This window comes from Halomonas sp. DP5N14-9 (assembly GCF_019802175.1).
Lineage (GTDB): Bacteria > Pseudomonadota > Gammaproteobacteria > Pseudomonadales > Halomonadaceae > Halomonas > Halomonas litopenaei.
Map to the genome: position 1 here is coordinate 168,428 of NZ_JAHVHR010000024.1, position 20,237 is coordinate 188,664.

20 protein-coding genes and 1 other RNA gene are annotated in these 20,237 nt (G+C 65.4%); 17 read left to right on the top strand and 4 right to left on the bottom strand.

Annotated features, from left to right (window positions below; all coding sequences use genetic code 11):
- The first annotated feature begins 98 nt into the window (after window positions 1-98).
- The 7 genes from rplM (at window position 99) to KUW00_RS13770 (ending at window position 5,334) form a co-directional block, all read left to right on the top strand.
- The gene (rplM, locus tag KUW00_RS13740) at window positions 99-527 is read left to right on the top strand and encodes a 50S ribosomal protein L13 (RefSeq protein WP_045993422.1); all 429 of its coding nucleotides are present in this window, start codon (window positions 99-101) and stop codon (window positions 525-527) included.
- A 13-nt stretch (window positions 528-540) separates the two neighbouring features.
- The gene (gene rpsI / locus KUW00_RS13745; protein ID WP_045993363.1) at window positions 541-930 is read left to right on the top strand and encodes a 30S ribosomal protein S9; all 390 of its coding nucleotides are present in this window, start codon (window positions 541-543) and stop codon (window positions 928-930) included.
- A 373-nt stretch (window positions 931-1,303) separates the two neighbouring features.
- Window positions 1,304-1,903, top strand: a complete 600-nt coding sequence (petA, locus tag KUW00_RS13750) for a ubiquinol-cytochrome c reductase iron-sulfur subunit (RefSeq protein WP_045993364.1) — start codon at window positions 1,304-1,306, stop codon at window positions 1,901-1,903.
- Window positions 1,903-3,162, top strand: a complete 1,260-nt coding sequence (locus KUW00_RS13755; protein ID WP_045993365.1) for a cytochrome b — start codon at window positions 1,903-1,905, stop codon at window positions 3,160-3,162. The genes petA and KUW00_RS13755 overlap by 1 nt, the downstream gene beginning before the upstream one ends.
- Window positions 3,162-3,932, top strand: coding sequence for a cytochrome c1 (locus KUW00_RS13760; RefSeq protein ID WP_045993366.1), 771 nt, complete (start codon window positions 3,162-3,164; stop codon window positions 3,930-3,932). The genes KUW00_RS13755 and KUW00_RS13760 overlap by 1 nt, the downstream gene beginning before the upstream one ends.
- A 177-nt stretch (window positions 3,933-4,109) precedes the next feature.
- A complete protein-coding gene (gene sspA, locus KUW00_RS13765) occupies window positions 4,110-4,736 on the top strand; it encodes a stringent starvation protein SspA (protein ID WP_045993367.1) in 627 nt (208 codons plus the stop codon).
- A gap of 91 nt (window positions 4,737-4,827) precedes the next feature.
- On the top strand, window positions 4,828-5,334 hold the full coding sequence (locus KUW00_RS13770; protein WP_045993368.1) for a ClpXP protease specificity-enhancing factor: 507 nt from the start codon (window positions 4,828-4,830) through the stop codon (window positions 5,332-5,334).
- A gap of 205 nt (window positions 5,335-5,539) precedes the next feature.
- On the opposite strand, the gene KUW00_RS13775 is transcribed toward KUW00_RS13770, so the two are convergent.
- The 4 genes from KUW00_RS13775 to KUW00_RS13790 are packed head-to-tail and all read right to left on the bottom strand — an operon-like array spanning window position 5,540 to window position 8,884.
- The gene (locus KUW00_RS13775; protein WP_108132656.1) at window positions 5,540-6,130 is read right to left on the bottom strand and encodes a BON domain-containing protein; all 591 of its coding nucleotides are present in this window, start codon (window positions 6,128-6,130) and stop codon (window positions 5,540-5,542) included.
- A 1-nt stretch (window position 6,131) separates the two neighbouring features.
- Complete coding sequence (locus KUW00_RS13780; RefSeq protein WP_045993370.1) at window positions 6,132-6,725, bottom strand: phosphoheptose isomerase; 594 nt, start codon at window positions 6,723-6,725, stop codon at window positions 6,132-6,134.
- 43 nt (window positions 6,726-6,768) lie between these two features.
- Window positions 6,769-7,143 (bottom strand): YraN family protein, encoded by a 375-nt coding sequence (locus tag KUW00_RS13785; protein ID WP_108132657.1) that lies wholly within the window; start codon window positions 7,141-7,143, stop codon window positions 6,769-6,771.
- Window positions 7,130-8,884, bottom strand: a complete 1,755-nt coding sequence (locus tag KUW00_RS13790) for a penicillin-binding protein activator (protein WP_222569323.1) — start codon at window positions 8,882-8,884, stop codon at window positions 7,130-7,132. The genes KUW00_RS13785 and KUW00_RS13790 overlap by 14 nt, the downstream gene beginning before the upstream one ends.
- Before the next feature lie 46 nt (window positions 8,885-8,930).
- Between KUW00_RS13790 and rsmI the strand changes: the two genes are divergently transcribed.
- From rsmI to ftsW, 10 genes are all read left to right on the top strand, one after another.
- Entirely contained in the window at window positions 8,931-9,785 is an 855-nt protein-coding gene (rsmI, locus tag KUW00_RS13795) for a 16S rRNA (cytidine(1402)-2'-O)-methyltransferase (RefSeq protein ID WP_108132659.1), read from the top strand.
- A 274-nt stretch (window positions 9,786-10,059) separates the two neighbouring features.
- An RNA gene (gene rnpB / locus KUW00_RS13800) (RNase P RNA component class A) lies at window positions 10,060-10,411 on the top strand.
- Between the two features lie 142 nt (window positions 10,412-10,553).
- Window positions 10,554-11,510 carry a 16S rRNA (cytosine(1402)-N(4))-methyltransferase RsmH gene (rsmH, locus tag KUW00_RS13805; RefSeq protein WP_108132660.1) on the top strand — a complete coding sequence of 319 codons (957 nt, stop codon included), beginning with the start codon at window positions 10,554-10,556 and terminating at the stop codon, window positions 11,508-11,510.
- Window positions 11,511-11,519: 9 nt separating this feature from the next.
- Window positions 11,520-11,843 carry a cell division protein FtsL gene (gene ftsL / locus KUW00_RS13810; RefSeq protein WP_052704393.1) on the top strand — a complete coding sequence of 108 codons (324 nt, stop codon included), beginning with the start codon at window positions 11,520-11,522 and terminating at the stop codon, window positions 11,841-11,843.
- Between the two features lie 53 nt (window positions 11,844-11,896).
- Window positions 11,897-13,564, top strand: coding sequence for a peptidoglycan D,D-transpeptidase FtsI family protein (locus tag KUW00_RS13815; protein ID WP_375038222.1), 1,668 nt, complete (start codon window positions 11,897-11,899; stop codon window positions 13,562-13,564).
- Window positions 13,565-13,587: 23 nt separating this feature from the next.
- Window positions 13,588-15,096, top strand: coding sequence for a UDP-N-acetylmuramoyl-L-alanyl-D-glutamate--2,6-diaminopimelate ligase (locus KUW00_RS13820; RefSeq protein WP_222569324.1), 1,509 nt, complete (start codon window positions 13,588-13,590; stop codon window positions 15,094-15,096).
- Window positions 15,093-16,478: a UDP-N-acetylmuramoyl-tripeptide--D-alanyl-D-alanine ligase gene (gene murF, locus KUW00_RS13825; RefSeq protein WP_222569325.1), complete on the top strand. Its 1,386-nt coding sequence runs from the start codon at window positions 15,093-15,095 to the stop codon at window positions 16,476-16,478. Before KUW00_RS13820 ends, murF begins: the two co-directional genes overlap by 4 nt.
- A 9-nt stretch (window positions 16,479-16,487) precedes the next feature.
- Complete coding sequence (gene mraY / locus KUW00_RS13830) at window positions 16,488-17,570, top strand: phospho-N-acetylmuramoyl-pentapeptide-transferase (protein WP_108132663.1); 1,083 nt, start codon at window positions 16,488-16,490, stop codon at window positions 17,568-17,570.
- A gap of 7 nt (window positions 17,571-17,577) precedes the next feature.
- Window positions 17,578-18,993 carry a UDP-N-acetylmuramoyl-L-alanine--D-glutamate ligase gene (gene murD / locus KUW00_RS13835; protein ID WP_108132805.1) on the top strand — a complete coding sequence of 472 codons (1,416 nt, stop codon included), beginning with the start codon at window positions 17,578-17,580 and terminating at the stop codon, window positions 18,991-18,993.
- Window positions 18,990-20,234: a putative lipid II flippase FtsW gene (gene ftsW / locus KUW00_RS13840; protein WP_222569326.1), complete on the top strand. Its 1,245-nt coding sequence runs from the start codon at window positions 18,990-18,992 to the stop codon at window positions 20,232-20,234. The genes murD and ftsW overlap by 4 nt, the downstream gene beginning before the upstream one ends.
- Window positions 20,235-20,237: the final 3 nt, after the last annotated feature.

Sequence of the window (20,237 nt, forward strand, 5' to 3'; positions counted from 1 at the left end):
TAGGGATGATCTCTTCGCGGCGTGGTCTCGCTGAACACCTGTCGGGTGTCCAGAACACGACGAAAGGGATCCAACACATCGAATTGGTGATTTCATCCATGAAGACGTTCAGTGCTAAGCCGCAGTCCGTCCAGCGCGACTGGTATGTCGTCGATGCCGCGGACAAGACGCTCGGTCGTCTGGCTACCGAAATTGCTCGCCGCCTGCGTGGCAAGCATAAGCCGGAATACACTCCTCACGTTGATACCGGCGACTACATCGTCGTGATCAATGCCGAGAAGGTTAAGGTCACCGGCAACAAGGCCAGCGACAAGATGTACCATCGTCACACTGGTTACCCGGGTGGCCTGCGTTCCATGACCTTCAGCCAGCTGATCGACCACGCTCCCGAGCGTGTCATCGAAGGTGCCGTCAAGGGCATGCTGCCGAAGGGTCCGCTGGGCCGTGCCATGCACGCCAAGCTCAAGGTCTACGCCGGTTCCGAACATCCGCACGCTGCCCAGCAGCCGCAAGAACTGAACATCTGAGGGGATCTTCGCCATGACACAGCAGTATTACGGTACCGGGCGCCGCAAGACCTCAACCGCGCGCGTCTTCCTCAAGCCGGGCACCGGCAAGATCACCGTCAACAGCCGTGACCTGAACGAATACTTCGGTCGCGTGACTGGCCGCATGGTGGTTCGCCAGCCGCTGGAACTGACCGAGACCCTCGGCCAGTTCGACGTCTATGTCACCGTCAAGGGTGGCGGCGGCAGCGCCCAGGCCGGCGCCATTCGTCACGGCATCACCCGTGCCCTGATGCAGTACAACGAGGACTTCCGTCAGCCGCTGCGTGCTGCCGGCTACGTCACTCGTGACGCACGTGAAGTCGAGCGTAAGAAGGTCGGTCTGCGCAAGGCGCGTCGTCGCCCGCAGTTCTCCAAGCGTTAATCACCCACGCTTGCCGATCAACAACGCCCGGGCCATTGGCCCGGGCGTTGTCGTGTCCGGGGTTCGAAAAATTGTGTGCTGTAGTGCTCTGGTGGTGGGGGTCATCGGGTCGCCTGGCGGCGCTTGTTTCCCTCGTTAATCTGTCATCGTCTATGCCTTTTGAGCCGCCCTGTCCCTCAAGGCGAACAGGCACAGTGGTATAAAGTTGTTCCACGTCAATTGTCTGGGGCTTGCGCAGGGGGTCTGGGTCAGCCGGCTTCTTGTGCCGGTGGGGGGGATTTCCTAACATACAATCCACTTGTATCCGTGGTCACGGACATTCAAGGGGCCGTGAAAACAACAACGGATAAAGTCTGATGGGAGAAACCAGATCATGGCAGACAACGGCGTGAACAAAGGGCGACGCCGTTTCCTCGTAGGGGCGACCTCCGTAGTTGGAGCAGTCGGCGCCGTCGGGGTAGCGGTACCCTTTGTGGCTTCCTGGCAGCCTAGTGCCAGGGCTCGGGCGGCGGGTGCGCCCGTTCAGGCGGATATTTCGAAGCTCGAACCCGGGCAGCGAATGACCGTCGAGTGGCGGGGCCGTCCTGTATGGGTCATCAATCGCACGCCGGAGATGATCGAACGTACCGAGGCGTTGACCGACGAGGTGCTGGCAGACCCGGATTCCGCCAAGCCGATGCAGCCGGACTATGCCGGCGGTTCGCTGCGCTCCATTCGGCCCGAGATCGGTGTGCTGGTCGGCATCTGTACGCATCTGGGCTGTTCACCGCTGTTCAAGCCGGAGCCCAACGCCGAAGGCGTCGGTGTCGATGACTGGCCCGGTGGCTTCTTCTGCCCGTGCCATGGTTCGCGCTTCGACCTGGCGGGCAGGGTGTTTCGCAATGTGCCCGCTCCGGTGAACCTGGAAGTTCCACCCTACTACTTTGTCAACGAGTCGGTCATCGTGGTCGGCGAAGACGGGGAGGGCGCATAATGGCGAATCCCAACAAGGCCAAGGCCGAACGCGGTTTCATGCGCTGGGTCGATGATCGCTTCCCCGCCACCCAGATGTGGCAGGAGCATCTGTCCGAGTACTACGCGCCCAAGAACTTCAACTTCTGGTACTTCTTCGGCTCCCTGGCGCTGCTGGTGCTGGTCAATCAGATCCTCACCGGTGTCTGGCTGACCATGAGCTTCAACCCCAGCGCGGAGGGTGCCTTCGCCTCCGTCGAGTACATCATGCGTGATGTCGAGTACGGCTGGCTGATCCGCTACATGCACTCCACCGGCGCCTCGGCGTTCTTCCTAGTGGTCTACCTGCACATGTTCCGCGGCCTGCTCTATGGCTCCTACAAGGCGCCGCGTGAGCTGGTGTGGATCTTCGGCATGGCGATCTACCTGGCGCTGATGGCCGAAGCCTTCATGGGCTATCTGCTGCCCTGGGGACAGATGTCCTACTGGGGTGCCCAGGTCATCATCTCGCTGTTCTCCGCTATCCCGAGTATCGGTCCCGACCTGGCCCAGTGGGTGCGCGGTGACTATCTGATCTCCGGGATCACGCTGAACCGCTTCTTTGCCCTGCACGTGGTGGCGCTGCCTATCGTGATCCTGGCGCTGGTGGTGTTGCACATCATTGCCTTGCACGAGGTGGGGTCCAACAATCCCGATGGCATCGATATCAAGGCCAAGAAGGACGAGACCGGCAAGCCGCTGGACGGCATTCCCTTCCATCCCTACTACACGGTGAAGGATATCGTCGGAGTGGCGGTGTTCCTGTTCGTGTTCTGTGCGGTGATCTTCTACTTCCCGGAAGGCGGCGGCTACTTCCTCGAGAAGCCCAACTTCGAACCGGCCAACCCGCTGAAGACGCCGGATCATATCGCCCCGGTGTGGTACTTCACGCCCTTCTACGCGATCCTGCGCGCCATCACCTTCTCGCTGTTTGGGCTGGACGCCAAGTTCCTCGGGGTCATCTTCATGGGGGCGGCCATTGCGGTGCTGTTCGTGCTGCCCTGGCTCGACCGCTCTCCGGTGCGCTCCATGCGCTACAAGGGCTGGATCTCCAAGGTGATGCTGGTGCTGTTCGCGATCAGCTTTGTCATCCTCGGGGTGCTCGGGGTGCTGCCGCCGACCGGCGCCAGGACACTGCTGGCCCAGATCTGCACCGTGATCTACTTCGCCTTCTTCGTGTTGATGCCCATCTATACGCGGCTGGAGAAGACCAAACCCGTTCCTGAAAGGGTGACTGGCTAATGAAAAAGCAACTGTTCGCACTGCTCTTCGCGCTGGTCCCGCTTTGCTCCTTCGCCGCGGGCGGCGAGGGGGTGCACCTGCGCAGCATGTCGCCGGATCTGGAGAACCAGGCCTCGCTGCAGAACGGGATGAAGCTCTACGTCAACTACTGCATGGGCTGTCATTCCCTGGAGTACCAGCGTTTCTCCCGCGCGGCCGAGGATCTGGGGATGCCCCAGGATCTGGTCGAGGACAATCTGATCTTCTCGCCGGAACTGGGGTACAACGACCAGATGCACAAGGCGATGAGTGCCGAGGATGCCGAGGTATGGTTCGGCAAGGCGCCGCCGGATCTGACTCTGGAGGCCAGACTGCGCGGCACCGACTGGATCTACAGCTATCTGCTGAGCTTCTATCGTGACAGCGAGCGTGCCACCGGGGTCAACAATGTGGTGTTCCCGGCGGTGGGCATGCCCAACGTGCTCGAGCCGCTGCAGGGGGTGCAGGAGAAGGTCTGTGCAGCCTCCGATCATGCGGTCGGTGACGCCGAACTCGATCCGCTGACCGGCAAGTACCAGTCCTGCGAGACCCTGCAGGTGACGTCGCCGGGCAGCATGGAGCCCAAGGAGTTCGAGCAGGCGGTGTATGATCTGACCAACTTCCTGGCCTACGTGGGTGAGCCGTCCAAGCTGCATGCCCAGGCGCTGGGACCGAAGGTGCTGATCTTCATCCTGCTGTTTGGCATCATCGCCTACTTCCTCAAGCGCGAGTACTGGCGAGACATTCACTGACCGATTGGTCCACCATGGCGGGCGCGGGGTCGATGACCACGCGCCCGTTGCCTTTTCTGGTATCATCGTTGCGCCCGGGCGGACCCGCTGCGGGAGCAAAGATGTGCCCCTGATGCCCCCCCGAGAAGGGGGTTGTCGTGTTATCATCCCGGCTTGAACTGATGCGAGGATTGTTTCATGGGTGTAGTGGCCAAGCGGTCGTCGATGATCTTCTACTCCGGTGGCGAGGACCATTTCAGCCATCGTGTGCGGATCGTGCTGGCTGAGAAGGGCGTGGCCGTGGATATTGTCGAGGTGACCGACGACAAGCATCCCGAGGAGTTGGCGGACCTGAACCCTTACAACAGCGTCCCCACGCTGTTGGATCGTGACCTGGTGCTCTACGAGTCCAAGGTCATGATGGAGTATCTGGACGAGCGTTTCCCGCACCCGCCGTTGCTGCCGGTCTATCCTGTCGCGCGTGCCCAGAGCCGACTGTGGATGCATCGTATCGAGCGCGAGTGGTGCCCGATGGTCGATCGCATCCTGTCCGGCAGCAAGAAGGAAGCCGACAAGGCGCGCAAGGAGCTGCGTGAAAGCCTGATCGGTATCTCGCCGATCTTCGAGGACATGCCCTTCTTCATGAGCGAGGAGTTCACCCTGGTGGACTGCTGCCTTGCGCCGATCCTGTGGCGTCTTCCTGCGCTCAATATCGAGCTGCCCGAGAAGCAGGTACGGCCGCTGATGGGCTACATGGAGCGCGTGTTCGCCCGTGATGGCTTCCGTGCTGCGCTGTCCGAGGCCGAGCGCGAAATTCGTCCCTGATGTTTTGCTTGAACGGAATGCCTGAGCCGTGTGTGTCCGGTCGCCACCGGAGTCGCCCGAGTTCCCATTCGCCAACCAAGAGGGCCATATCATGAAGTCGAGCCGTCCCTACCTGGCCAGGGCGCTGTACGAGTGGCTGCTGGATAATGAATTGACGCCGTATATCGTCGTCGATGCGGAGTACGAGAACGTCGAGGTTCCCAGGCAGTTCGTGCAGAACGGCCAGATCGTGCTGAACCTTGGCCCTACCGCCGTGCGTGATCTGGACATGGGCAACGACGTGATTCGTTTCTCGGCGCGCTTCAGTGGCAAGTCGGAGTTGCTGTTTGTACCGCTGCCTGCACTGATTGCCCTGTACGCCCGCGAGAACGGCGTCGGCATGGTCTTTGGTCACGAGCCTGAGCTTCCCGTCGAAGAGGCCAACGACGTCGATGCGCCGGCCCTGGAGAGCGTCAAGGATTCGTCAGAGGAGGAGTCTCCTGCCGCTTCCGATGAGGACGCAGGCGGTGAGTCCGATGGCGGCGATGGCGTGGATGAAGGTGTCGAGAGGTCCAAGCCGCCTCGCAAGGGGCGTCCATCCCTCAGGGTGATCAAGTAAGGCCATCGGGCGCATCGCGCTCTAAAGGTGGTCGGCGGCGAGCTGTCGTCGGCTTGATCTGCTGGAAAAGCGTGACCTCTTCACAAGCGGGACCTCTTCACAAGCGTGATCTCATAAAAAGCGGCGAGCCCTCAGGCTCGCCGCTTTTTTGTGCATCTTTTGCGCTTGAGGGGCGTGCCTTCTTGCGAGGGCACGCCTGTCGCCATCAGTCGATGTAGTCGAATACCTTGACGATACGCTCCATGCCGCCGGCGTTGGATACCACATTGACCGCACGGTCGGCCTCGGCGTGGGTCACCAGGCCCATCAGGTAGACGGTAGCGTTCTCGGTGACCACGGTGATGCGGCCGGAGTCGACCTGATCGCTGGTGGCGAGGGCGGTACGTGCCTTGGTGTCCAGCCAGGCGTCGTTGAGGCGCTGACTGGTGGGCAGGTTGGCCGCCACGCTGAGTTCATTGTGGACCCGGCGAACGTTGCGCACCTGGCTGACGATCTCTTCGGCGCGCTGCTTGAGCTCTTCGCTGGGGACCTGGCCGGTCAGCAGTACCACGCCGTTGTAGCTGTCGACGTTGATCCTGGCGTCCTTCAGGCGTGCATCGACGCGTCCCAGGTTGTGGGCGGCCTTGGTCTCGATGCTCTCGTCCTCGACGGTCGCGCCCAGGGTGCGCTCGCCGTAATCCTCGTCGATGGTGCCGGGGTTGGTCACCGAGGTTACGGTGGTGCAGCCGGCCAGCAGGGCGGACAGCAGCAGGGCGGTCATCAGGGGGCGTGTCGAACGGGAATCGCGTTGCGTCATGTTATTCACTCGCACCAAAGAGTTGTTCGTCGATAAGGTCACACAGGCAGTGGATCACCAGCAGGTGAACCTCCTGAATACGGGCCGTGGAGGTGGCCGGCACCCGGATCTCGCAATCGTCCTGTCCCAGCAGGGAGGCCATGTTGCCGCCGTCCCGTCCAGTCAGGGCCACCACCGTCATGTCACGGTCATGAGCGGCCTGAATGGCCTGGATGACATTGGCCGAGTTGCCGCTGGTGGAAATCGCCAGCAGCACGTCGCCAGGCTGGCCCAGGGCGCGCACCTGCTTGGAGAACACCTCGTTGTAGCTGTAATCGTTGGCGATGGAGGTCAGCGTCGAGGTGTCGGTGGTCAAGGCCAGGGCCGGCAGGCTGGGGCGCTCGCGCTCGAAGCGATTGAGCAGTTCGGAGGAGAAGTGCTGGCTGTCGCCGGCGCTGCCGCCGTTGCCACAGGCGAGAATCTTGCCGTCGGTGACCAGGCTCTGGACCATCATCTGGCTCGCGACCTCGATGAACGGTGGAAGCACTTCGCTGGCGTAGGTCTTGGTGTCGATACTGTCGTTGAACTGTCCGAGAATTCGGCTCTGGAAATCCATGCTGCCTTCCTGGTCCATGGGGGCTCGCCGGGAGCCCGCTGTGTCAGTTTGCTTCGAATGCACCGGCGATCCACTGGATGTCGAGGCTCGGTGACGAGCCGGTAACGGCCAGGACATCGAAGCGGCAAGGACATGATAGCCCGTTGCGGTGGAGATAAAAACGCGCCGCCTGGATCAGACGGCGTTGTTTGGTGATGGTGATTGTTTCTGCAGGATGGCCGTGGCGGATGCTGCGGCGGTGGCGCACCTCGACGAACACCAGGGTCTCGCCGTCGCGCATCACCAGATCGATCTCGCCTCCCTTGGCGCGCTGGTTGCGCGAGATCGCTATCAGTCCACGCTGGCACAGCCAGGCCTCGGCGTGACGCTCGATGGCCTGGCCGCGGGCGACGGCGTCTATGGCGTCAGGGCGCCGCATCACCGAGGCCGTCACTGAACACGGGTGCCGGCACGCCGCTGCTGAACTGCGCCCATGGCAGTTCGCGGTAGATGCGGCCATCGCTGGCGGCGCTCAGGGTGCCGGTGGCGCCCTGCATGCGTGAACCCGGCAGGGCCTGGATCTGCGGCATGCGGCGTGCCAGTTCGTAGGCGTCGACGCCCATCGCCATCAGGCGGAAGATGGCTGGCTTGTTCTCGGCCTTGAGCTCTTGATAGGTGTCGTAGAAGGGCAGGGCCTCGGCACCGCCCACGGCGGCGTCGGGAATGTTCCAGGGAATATCGGGGAACTGCACGCCGTCGAGGTCGCGGTCCAGGCGCGACTGAGGGGTGCCTTCGTAGAGGTGTGAGGTGGCGTACACCGGCAGATCGGAGGCCGAATAGTATTCCAGTGTCGGCGGCACCTGGCGGGCGAAGTCCGGCAGGGCCAGCAGGAACAGCATGTCCGGACGCGGGTTGCTGATGGCGCGGCGGGTGCTGTCGGTGGCCGAGGCGCCGGGGTTGTAGCGCACCGCCGTGGCGATATCGCCGCCCAGTTCGCTCCAGGTGTTCCAGAAGGCCTCGCCGACCCGCTGACCCCAGTCGTTGTCCGGTACCAGCATGGAGGCGCTGCGGTGGCCGTCCTGCCAGCCGCGGCGGGCCGCCTGGCGGGCTTCGTCTTCTGCCGACAGGCCGTACTCGTAGAGGTTCTTGGTCTGGTTGGAGGCGGACTGGCCGTAGTTCAGCGCCAGGGTCGGCAGGGGCACCTCGGCGCGGCTTTCGAGACGGGTCACGTCGCTCTTGTCCAGCGGGCCGATGACCACCTGGGCGCCGCTGCTCTGGGCCTGCTGATAGAGTTCGTCGAGGTTGCCGTTGGAGGCGTCGAAGAAGCTGAGCTGGGCCCCGTTTCCGCCGCCGTTGACCACATTGGCCTGGTGGCTGCGAATTCCCTTTTCGATGGCGTCGGCGACGCCGGAAAGCGGGCCCGACTCGGGCAGCAGCACCGCGATGCTCTGCACGCTCTTGCCACGCAGTTCGCGCAACTGGGTGATCTGGGTGGGCAGGCGACGGTTGGCGGGGTGGTCCGGATTGGCCACGCGCCAGTCATCGAGGCGAGCGAATAGCCTCTGGATGTCACCGCCGCTCTGGTTGACCAGGCGGGTCAGCTCGAGCCAGCCGGTGACGATGGCGTTGTCGGGCTCTTCAAGTGCCTCGAGCTGGCGGCCGTTGAGTGCGCTCAACTGGTCCCAGATGGCGTCGTTGATGTCCTCGCGGCCGGTGGCGCTCTGCACCTGCATCAGCAGGCGAGCCGACTCGAGAGGTTCGCCCAGCTGGCCCAGCGCCAGCCCCTGGCGCAGGCGCAGCAGATTGGCTTCATCGTTGGGCAGCTGCATCTCGTCGAGCACGCTGGCGGCTCTGACGACCGCCTGGGGATCGCCCTCACTGTCCCCCAGTTCGGACAGCAGCAGTGCCCACTGACGCCGGCTGTCGCCGGAGAGCTGGCTGTCGTCCAGGCTGTTGAGGACTTCCAGTGCCTGGGGGCGGCGTCCGGAGCGTGCTAGGATGTCGGCCGCCCTCAGCCGGGTCTGCGCCGCTTCGGTGCCTTGTTGCTGGGCGGCTTGCGCCAGTAGTTGGTCCGGGTCGTCGTCCATGGCCCGCTGTACGATGCTCGGCGTGAAGCTGCAGCCGGCCAGCGTGATGGCCAGTACAGCGGCGGCCACGGGGCCGCGAGTCAAAGTCCTCATGAATCCTTCCTTGTCCGTGTTCCGGATGGCAGCCCAGGGAGCCAAGATGTCAGAAGCGAAAGCTGGTTCATTGTACGTGGTCGCCACGCCAATTGGGAATCTGGAAGATCTCAGTCCCCGCGCCGCCCAGGTGCTGGGCCAGGTGGCGTTGGTCGCGGCGGAGGATACCCGCCACAGTGGCCGCCTGATGCGTCATCTCGGTCTGTCGCCGGCGATGATTTCCGTGCACGACCATAACGAGGCGTCCCGGGTCGAGACGCTCAGGCAGCGGCTCGTCCAGGGCGACGATGTGGCGCTTATCAGTGATGCCGGGACTCCCTTGATCAGCGATCCCGGCTACGTCGTGGTGCGTGAGCTCAGGGCGGCGGGTTTTCGGGTGGTGCCGATCCCCGGTCCCTGCGCCCTGGTCACTGCGCTGTGTGCCGCCGGGCTGCCTACCGATCATTTCAGTTTTCATGGCTTCCTGCCGGCCAAGGGTGCGGGGCGGCGAGCGCGCATCGAGGCCTGGAGGAATTCACCCGTCACCCAGGTCTGTTACGAGTCTCCCCATCGTATCCGCGACACCCTGGCCGATCTGGCCGCCGTACTGGGCGAGCGCAGAGTGGTGCTCGGGCGAGAGTTGACCAAGACCTTCGAGACCTTCCTCGACGGCAGCGCCGCCGAGCTGCTGACACTGATGGAGTCTGATCCTGATCAGGCGCGTGGCGAATTCGTGGTGATGGTGGCCGGGGCCTCGGGGCCGGCACCGGACCAGCGAGCGGTGGATGATGAAGCGCTGCTGCGCGCGCTGCTGGCCGAAGGGGTGGGGGTCAAGCAGGCCGCGGCAGTGGCCGCGCGCGTGCTCGGCGGGCCGAAGAAGCAGTGGTACGCCCAGGCGCAGGCGTTGAAGGACGCCGATTGATCCAGCCGCTGGTGCACTGGAGGACGCCCTGTGATCGTCGCTGCAAGGCGGGGATTGGGGGCGTCGAGAGGGCATCGAGAGGGCATCAGGAGCGATCGCCTGAAGAGGCTGGGGGTTGTCCCAGGCCCGTCACGGCAAGGCGGGGATTGAGGGCGTCGAGAGGGCATCGAGAGGGCATCAGGAGCGATCGCCTGAAGAGGCTGGGGGTTGTCCCAGGCCCGTCACGGCAAGGCGGGGATTGAGGGGGTGGCAGGGCACTGGTATGCTTGCCGCGGGAGTTGGCCAGACAGTCGCCGCCGCTTGATGCGGGGGAGGAAAGTCCGGGCTCCATAGGGCGGAGTGCCAGGTAACCCCTGGGCGGCGTGAGCCGACGGAAAGTGCAGCAGAGAGTAGACCGCCTACGTCTCCCTCGGGAGGCCGGCAAGGGTGAAAGGGTGCGGTAAGAGCGCACCGCGCGCCTGGCAACAGTGCGTGGCACGGTAAACCCCACTCGGAGCAAGACCAAATAGGGACCCGTTGGCGTGGCCCGCGCTGGGTTCGGGTAGGTTGCTTGAGGGCAGTGGTGACACTGCTCCTAGAGGAATGACTGTCCTCGACAGAACCCGGCTTATCGGCCGACTCCCCATTTTTCTTGCGCGCTCGGGCCTGGCTCGAGCGGCGCGATCACTAGTTTGTGCGGCCAGGAGTCCAGTGGCGTGAGGGTTTTCCACCGCTGACGGCGCTGATGGCTGGCCGCGCGTAGGAACACCGCCGTCGAACGAGACCCGCATGCCGTCACCTTCCCCTGAATCCTCCGTGCGCGGCTTCGCTCATGAAAGCGTCCTGCTCGACGGTGCCGTCGACGCCCTGGTGCATGATCCCGCTGGCGTATATCTGGATGGCACCTTCGGACGAGGCGGTCATTCCCGCGCCATCCTTTCCCGCCTTGCACAAGACGGTGGCCTGCTGGCCCTTGATCGCGACCCCCAGGCGATCGCCGAGGCGGCCAGCATCGATGACCCACGCTTTACCATCGAACGTGCCGAGTTTGCGCGGCTGAGAGAGGTCGCCCGCGATCACGGCCTGGATGGCAAGCTGTCCGGTATCCTGCTCGACATTGGCGTGTCCTCCCCTCAGCTTGACGATCCCGATCGCGGTTTCAGCTTTCTGCGCGACGGCCCGCTGGACATGCGCATGGACCCGACCCAGGGCGAGAGCGCGGCCCAGTGGATTGCGCGTGTGGGCGAGGCCGAGATGGCTTCGGTGTTCAAGCGTTACGGCGAGGAGCGCTACGCTCGTCGGCTGGCGCGGGCCATCATCGCTCGGCGCCAGGAACGGCCTTTCACCCGCACGGCCGATCTTGCCGAGGTGGTCAAGGCCGCCCATCCCGCCTGGGAGAAGGGCAAGCATCCTGCCACTCGCGTGTTCCAGGCCATGCGTATCGAGATCAACGGTGAGCTCGATCAGCTCGATCTGGCGCTGGAAGCCGCGCTGGAGGCACTGGCGCCCGGGGGGCATCTGGTGGTGATCAGCTTCCACTCGCTGGAGGATCGACGGGTGAAGAGATTTATCCGCGATCACGTCAAGGGCGATACCCAGGTGCCCCGGGGTATACCGCTGCGCGACGATCAGATCGCGCGACGGCTGGAGTCACTGGGCAAGGCGATGAAGGCCAGCGCCGAAGAGGTCGAGGCCAATCCACGCTCCCGCAGCGCCGTCATGCGCATGGCGCGCAAGCGCTACTGAGGACCTTCCATGGCTCAAGGACGACTGGACATCAACGCCTTTGGCTGGCCGCTGCCGCGCACCATGTCGCCACGCCTTTTGCTGGTGGTGGCGCTGCTGCTGGCATGCCTGGTGTCGGCGCTGGCGGTGATCAGCGTCAGTCACCAGACTCGCCAGCAGTATGCTCGGCTCCAGGAGCTGGAGCGTGAACAGCAGCAGTTGCAGACGGAGTGGGGGCAGTTGCTGCTGGAGGAGAGCGCCTGGTCGACGCCGTCGCGTGTCGAACGCCTGGCGGTGGAGCGTCTGGAGATGCGGCTGCCCGATATCCATGACATCGAGGTGATCACGCCATGACCGCGGAACTTCCCCGGGGCGTGACACCTCGCCGCCCGCCACCGATGGAACCGATGGGGCGGGCGCGCTACGTGGTGATGATGACGCTGATCCTGCTGGGCCTGGGTCTGCTGGCCGGGCGGATCGTCGATCTTCACGTCATCGATCGAAACTTTCTTCAGGTGCAGGGGGACGCCCGTACCCTCAGAACCGATCCGATCCCCGCCCACCGGGGCATGATCACCGATCGTCACGGCGAACCGCTGGCGATCTCGACTCCGGTGGTGACGCTGTGGGCCAACCCCCAGGACCTGCCCGCCGACGACATCCAGCGGTTACGCCTGGCTCAGGCGCTGGGCCAGGACCTCGATGCCCTCAACGAGCGCATCGCGCGTTACAGCGAACGTGAATTCATGTACCTGCGTCGGCGCATGACCCCGGCCCAGGCCGAGGAAGTGCTCAAGCTGCGGGTGCCTGGCGTCCACGCCCGGGAAGAGTACAAGCGCTACTATCCTGCCGGCGAGGTGACCGCCCAGTTGCTGGGGGTCACCAACGTCGACGACCAGGGCCAGGAAGGACTGGAGCTGGCCTATCAATCCTACCTGTCCGGTGAGCCCGGCAAGCGCCGCGTGCTCAAGGACCGCCGTGGACGTCTGGTGCGCGACCTGGAGGTGCTGCAGGAGGCAGAGCCAGGCGGCAACCTGACGCTGTCCATCGATCAGCGACTGCAGTACATGGCCTACCGTGAGCTCAAGGCTGCCGTGGATGAGAACGACGCCGACGGCGGCGTACTGGTGATGATGGACGCGCGCAGCGGCGAGGTGCTGGCGATGGCCAATCAGCCCTCCTACAACCCCAACAACCGCGCCGGCCTGGACCCCCAGGGGCTGCGCAACCGGGCCATGGTCGACGTGTTCGAACCGGGCTCAGTGATGAAGCCGCTGGCCATGTCGGCGCTGCTCGAGACCGGTCGCTTTCCACGTGACACCGTGGTGGATACGTCGCCTGGCTGGATGCGAATCGACCGCTACACCATCCGCGACGTCTCCAACAATGGCGAGCTGACCCTGGCCGGGATCCTGCGCAAGTCCTCGAACATCGGCATGGCCAAGCTGACCCTGCAGCTCGACGACCCGGTGGTGCCAGATCGCTACCGCGCGCTGGGCTTCGGCCAGGCCCCGGGCACCGGCTTCCCCGGAGAGGCCACCGGCAACATGCCGGCGCCGGCGGTGTGGTCGAGCAGTCAGTGGGCCGCGCTGTCCTACGGTTACGGTCTGTCGGTCACCGCCTTGCAGCTGGCCAGTGCCTATACCTCCATCGCCAATCATGGCGAACGCCTGCCGCCGTCGCTGCTGCGCCTCAACCGCGCCGCCCAGGGCGAGCCGGTCATCGAGCCTGACGTCGCCGACCGCGTCCTGGCCATGATGGATGAGGTGGTGGCACCAGGCACCGGCGCCCGACGCGCGCTGGTGCCCGGCTACAGTGTGGCCGGCAAGACCGGCACCGTGCGCAAGAGCGGCAGCGGTGGCTACGAGCAGAACGCCTACCGGTCGTTGTTTGTCGGGATTACCCCGGTCTCCGACCCGCGCATCATCACCGTAGTAATGATCGACCATCCCCGGGGCGACGCCTACTACGGCGGCGCCATCGCTGCCCCGGTGTTCTCGCGGGTGGCGGGCAGTGCCCTGCGCATCCTCGACGTACCGCCGGATCGCCCCGAACAGGAGGGCGACAGCCCATGACGCAGAAGGCGACGGAATCCGCCATGACCCTATCCCTGGCGCGTCTTGAAGACGTGCTGACCCAGTTCTGGAGTGAGCTTGCGCCGAACGCCGCGGTCGCCGGCGAGGTGGCGACCTGGCTCACTACCGACAGCCGCGAGGTGTCGCCCGGCGCGACCTTTGTCGCGATCCCCGGCGTCGCCGCCGATGGCCGCGACTACATCGACAAGGCACTGGATGCCGGCGCCTGCCTGGTGCTGGCGGAAGGTCCGCAAGACGCTCCGCCGCGGGTCGATGGTCGCGTACTGTGGCTGCCCGGGCTGCGCGCCCGACTCGGCGAGCTCGCGCGCACCCTGTATCAGGTGCCCGATGGGCTCGAGCTGATCGGTGTCACCGGCACCAACGGCAAGAGCTCGGTGACCCACTATATTGCCGAGCTGTCCCGCGCCACGGGCAGCGACTGTGGCCTGATCGGTACCCTGGGTCACGGTCGCCCGGGTGCCTTGACCCAGGGCATGCTGACCACCCCCGAGCCACTGGCGCTGCAGCGCCAGTTGGGTGAGCTCGCCGACCAGGGCATCACTCGGATAGCCATGGAAGTTTCCAGTCACGCCCTGGAGCAGGAGCGGGTGGCGGGCTGTCGCTTTACTGCCGCGGTGTTTACCAACCTGAGCCGCGACCACCTCGACTATCACGGCAGCATGATCGCCTACGCCGCCTCCAAGGCGAAGCTGTTCAAGCGCCCGGAGATCACTCTGGCCGTGGTCAATGGCGACGATCCCCTGGCTCGGCTGATGCTGGCGGGCATCGGCGAGGGCACCCGGGTGCTGGCCTGTGGTGAAGACGATGCCGTCTCGCTCAGGGTGCTGGATGTCGAGCCCGACGTCGGTGGGCAGCGTGCGCTGATCGCCACGCCGGAAGGCGAGAAGGTGGTGGTGCTGCCGCTGCTTGGTCGCTTCAATCTCGACAACGCCCTGCTGGCCATGGCCACCCTCTACGGTCTGGGTGTCGGCATCGACGAGCTGGTGACTGCCGCCGCGACCCTGACGCCGGTGCCGGGACGGATGCAGGCGTTGACGCGGCCCGGGGCTCCCACCGTGGTGATCGACTACGCCCACACGCCGGATGCGCTGGACAACGCCCTGGCGGCGCTTCGCGCCCACCTGCCCGGACGCGGGGCGCTGTGGTGCCTGGTCGGCTGCGGCGGTGATCGCGACAGCGGCAAGCGCCCGCTGATGGCCCAGGCGGCCGCAGGCCAGGCCGATCGAGTGGTGATCACCGACGACAACCCCAGAAGCGAGGACCCGGACGCCATTCGCCAGGCGATGCTCGCGGGGCTGGAGGGCCAGGCCCGCCAGCAGGCATGGAACATCGCCGGGCGCGGTGACGCCATCGCCCGTACCATCGCCGAGGCGAGCGCCGATGACGTGATTCTGATCGCCGGCAAGGGACACGAGGCCTACCAGGAGATTCAGGGCGTGCGCCACGACTTCTCCGACCTGGCCGAGGCCGAAGCCGCCCTGGACCAGCGTCGACAGGGGCGGGACCAATGAGCGCGCCAGGGCTCGCGTCGCTGAGGTCGGTGTGCCGTGCGCTGGGTGTCGATGAAGAGGGCGGCGGCCTTCAGGGGCTTGCGAACTCGCCGATAGCCGCCATCGTCACCGACACCCGTCGGGTGGCGGCGGACACGCTGTTCGTGGCCTTGAAGGGCGAGCGCTTCGATGCCCATGACTTTATTGCCAAGGCCCGCGAAGGCGGTGCCGTGGCGGCGGTGGTCGAGCACCCGGTGGACGACCCCTTGCCCCAGTTGGTGGTGGGCGATACCCGCATGGCCCTGGGGCTGCTGGCCCGTGAGCGGCGCCGGGCCTGGGATGGTCCGCTGGTGGCGGTGACCGGCAACAGTGGCAAGACCACGGTCAAGCAGATGCTGGCGACATTGCTGGCTCGTCAGGGCGAGACCCTCGCCACCCACGGCAACCTCAACAACGATATCGGCGCGCCCTTGACGCTGCTGGCGCTTGCCTCGGATCACCAGAGAGCCGTGGTGGAACTCGGCGCCAACCACCTGGGCGAGATCGCCTGGACGGCAGCGCTGGCCGAACCCCAGGTCGCCATCATCACCAATGTCACCGGGGCCCACGTCGGCGAGTTCGGTGGCATGGGGCGCATCGCCCAGGCCAAGGGGGAGATTCTCGGCGGACTCGGCCCCGAGGGCGTCGCCGTACTCAACCGTGACGACCGTTACTTCTCGCTGTGGCAGCGCCTGGCGTCGCCCCGTGAGGTGATCGATTTCGGACTGACGCCCGAGGCGCGACTCCATGCCGGGGAGCTGGTCTGCGATACGCTCGGGCGCTATGCTTTCACGCTGACTTTCGACGCTCAGGTGCTGGGGCGTGTCGAGCTGCCGCTGATGGGTCGTCACAACGTGTCCAATGCCCTGGCGGCTGCGGCCGGGGCGCTGGCCATGGGACTGCCCGCCGCCGACGTGGTGGCGGGGCTTGGCGAGGTGGTGCCGACGCCGGGACGCCTGACCGTGGAGGAGGGGTTACGCGGTGCGCGGCTGCTCGATGATACCTACAATGCCAACCCGGGGGCGATGAAGGCGGCCATCGACGCCCTGCTGGGACTGCCCGGCCCGCACTGGTGCCTGCTCGGCGCCATGGGAGAGCTGGGTGAAGCGTCTGCCGATCTGCACGCAGAGATCGGACGCTACGCGCGGGAACGCGGCATCACATTTCTCGGTACTCTGGGCGAGGCGGCCGAGACCGCCGCCCGAGCCTTCGGCGAAGGCGGGTACCATTTTTCTGATCAGGCGGCGATGGTCCGCCATGTGCGTCAACATCTGCCCGAGGCGGCCAGCGTGCTGGTCAAGGGCTCCCGCGCCGCGGGGATGGAAGGCGTCGTGGCGGCCTTGCGGCCGGATGTTTCAAGGTGAACCTGATACATGTTGCTTTTCCTGGCTGAATTGTTGGCGAACTATCAAAGCGCCTTCAACGTCTTTGGATACCTCACCCTGAGGATGATTCTGGCGACCATCACCGCGCTGGTGCTGTGTCTGTGGTTTGGCCCCCTGATGATCCGCCGTCTGGTGGAGCGTCAGATCGGCCAGGCGGTGCGCGATGACGGTCCCCAGTCCCACCTGTCCAAGGCCGGTACGCCGACCATGGGCGGCGCCATGATCCTGATGGCCATGGCCGTCAGTACCCTGCTGTGGGGCGATCTGACCAACCATTATGTGTGGGTGGTGCTGGTCGTCACGCTGGGCTTCGGCGCCATCGGCTGGGTCGACGACTATCGCAAGGTAGTGGAAAAGAACCCGCGTGGACTGCCGGCTCGCTGGAAGTACTTCTGGCAGTCGGTGATCGGCCTGGGGGCTGCCGTGGTGCTCTACCTGACCGCGGCCTCGCCGGTGGAAACCAGCCTGATCCTGCCGCTGCTCAAGGACTTCGTGCTGCCCCTGGGTGGCTTCTACATCCTGCTGACCTACCTGGTGATCGTCGGCTCCTCCAACGCAGTCAACCTGACCGACGGCCTCGACGGCCTGGCGATCATGCCCACGGTGATGGTCGCCATGGGCCTTGGCGTCTTCGCCTACGCCAGCGGCAACGCGGTATTCTCCGAGTACCTGCAGATTCCGATGATCCCCGGTGCCGGCGAGCTGGCGGTATTCTGCGCCACCATTTCCGGCGCCGGACTCGGCTTTCTGTGGTTCAACACCTATCCCGCCCAGGTGTTCATGGGTGACGTTGGCGCCCTGGCGCTGGGTGCGGCCCTGGGCGTGGTCGCGGTGATCGTGCGCCAGGAAGTGGTGCTGTTCATCATGGGTGGCGTCTTCGTCATGGAGACCATCTCGGTGATCCTTCAGGTCGGCTCCTACAAGCTGACGGGTCGTCGTATCTTCCGCATGGCGCCGCTGCATCACCACTTCGAGCTCAAGGGCTGGCCCGAGCCTCGCGTAATCGTGCGCTTCTGGATCATCACCGTGGTGCTGGTCCTGCTGGGTCTGGCCACCCTCAAGATCCGCTGAGGTGGCCATGGACGCCAGTCAGGATGTGCGACTGCCGCAACGCCATGTCGTGCCCGCCCACCTGAGCGTGGTGGTAGGGCTCGGCCTGTCGGGGATGGCGATCTGTCGTCATCTCAAGCGTGAAGGCCGCGATTTCATGGTGGTGGATACCCGCGAGGCGCCGCCGGGACTCGACGTCTTCCTGGCGGACTTTCCGGGGGTGCCGGTGCGCCTGGGGCCGCTCGATGGATTGGTGCTGGACGACGCGCGGGAGGTGATCCTGAGCCCCGGCATCGACCCCCATCAGGCGTGCTTCGAGACGCCGGCCAGGCGCATCGATCCGGATACCGGCGAGCCCCGTCTGGTGGGTGAGATCGCGCTGTTCCGGCGGGCCTGTCGCGCGCCGCTGGCGGCCATCACCGGTGCCAACGCCAAGTCCACCGTGACCACCCTGGTCGGCGAGATGGCCCGCGAGGCGGGGCGGCGGGTGGCCGTGGGGGGTAACCTCGGTACCCCGGCGCTGGACCTGCTGGTGCAGGAACCCGAGGCGGATCTCTTTGTGCTGGAGCTGTCCAGCTTTCAGCTCGAGACGACCCCGTGTCTGGGGGCCGACAGTGCTGCCTTCCTGAACCTCAGCGAGGACCACCTCGATCGCCACGGCGACATGGCCGGCTATCGCCGCGCCAAGCTCGCGATCTTTCGTGGTGCCAGGCACGCGGTGGTCAACGCCGAGGACCCCCTGACCTGGCCCGACGAGGCGTTGCCTGCACTGTCGCGCTTCGGCGTGATGGCGCCGCAATCCGGCGACGACTGGGGCGTGGTGGAGCACCAGGGCGAGCCCTGGTTCTTCCACGCGGACCAACCGCTGTTGCCGGTGGCTCGCATGCGCCAGAGCGGCCGTCACCACCAGGCCAATGCGCTGGCCGCCCTGGCCATGGGCCAGCGTCTCGGTTTTCCGCTGGAGGCCATGGCCCGGGTGCTCGAACGTTTCAGCGGGCTTGCCCACCGCAGCGAGTGGCTCGCCACCATCGACGACGTCGACTGGATCAACGACTCCAAGGGCACCAATGTGGGCGCGACCCTGGCCGCCATCGCCGGACTCGGCCCGACCCTGGATGGGCGTCTGGTGCTGCTGGCCGGCGGTGTCGGCAAGGGTGCCGATTTCTCGCCGCTGGCCGCCCCGCTGTCGCGCTACGCCCGTGAGGTGGTGCTGTTCGGCCGCGACGCCGAGGCGCTGGCCCAGGCCCTGAAGGGCGCGGTCGCCATCACCCGCGTCGACGACCTGGACGCAGCCATGTGTCGCGCACGGGATGTGGCAAGGCCCGGTGATGCGGTGCTGCTGTCACCGGCCTGCGCCAGTCTCGATCAGTTCGTCAACTATCAGGCCAGGGGAGACGCCTTTCGCGCCTGGGTGCAGGACCTTTCCAGCGGAGCCAAGCCATGAGTCGTCTCGCCCGATCTCGCCAGCGCCTCGGTGCCCTGCGCGAGCGTCTTTCCACCCGCGACCATGCCTTCGATGGCTGGCTGGTGGTGGCTACTCTGTCGCTTCTGCTGATCGGCTGGGTGATGGTGACGTCGGCCTCCACCGAGGTGGCGTCGAGCCTGACCGGCAACGCCTGGTACTTCAGTATTCGCCACGGCATCTTCGTGCTGGGTGGGTTGACCGTGGGGTGCCTGGCGCTGCGCGTCCCCCTGGCCTGGTGGAAGGCCAATGGCCCGCTGCTGCTGGTGGTGGGGCTGGTGCTGCTGTTGCTGGTACTGCTGGTGGGGCGCGAGGTCAACGGCAGCCGCCGCTGGCTGTCGATCCCCGGGGTGCCCTTCAATCTACAGGCCTCGGAGGTCGCCAAGCTCTGCTTGATCGCTTACATGGCGGGCTATCTGGAACGCTTTCTGCCACAGGTCAGGCGTCAGTGGGGGGCCTTTCTGCGCCCGTTGGTAGTGGTTGGAGTGGTGGCCGTGCTGCTGATCCTCGAGCCCGACTACGGCGGTGTGGTGGTCATTACCAGCTGCGTCATGGGCATGTTGCTGATGGCCGGGGCGCCCTGGGGGCGCTTTCTGCTGTTGTTCGTGCTGGTGGGAACCCTGGGTGCCATCCTGGCGGTGGCCGAACCTTACCGCATGGCGAGACTGACAAGTTTCATCGATCCCTGGGCGGACCAGTTTGCCAGCGGTTACCAGCTGACTCAGGCGCTGATCGCCTTCGGTCGCGGCCACTTGATCGGCATGGGCCTCGGTAACAGCGTACAGAAGCTGTTCTACCTGCCGGAGGCCCACACCGACTTCGTCTTTGCGGTGCTCGCCGAAGAGCTCGGCATGGTCGGCGCGATCGCCGTGGTCGGCCTGTTCGCACTGCTCATGTGGCGGGCCATGGCGGTAGGGCGTCGGGCCGAGCTTGCGAGGCTGCCGTTTGCCGCCTACCTGAGCTATGGCATCGCCCTGGTGATCGGCGCCCAGGCCTTTATCAACATCGCGGTGAGTACCGGCATGTTGCCGACCAAGGGGTTGACCCTGCCGCTGTTGTCCTACGGTGGGTCGAGCCTGGTGGTGAGCTGTATCATGGTGGCGTTGTTGCTGCGGGTGGACATCGAGACGCGCGAGCGCCAGCGTCGGCAGTCGCCGGCGGCGCGGCGTGACCAGGCCCGCGAAGCGCCCAGGAGAACCAAGGCTGCAGGAGTGAAGCCGTGAGTG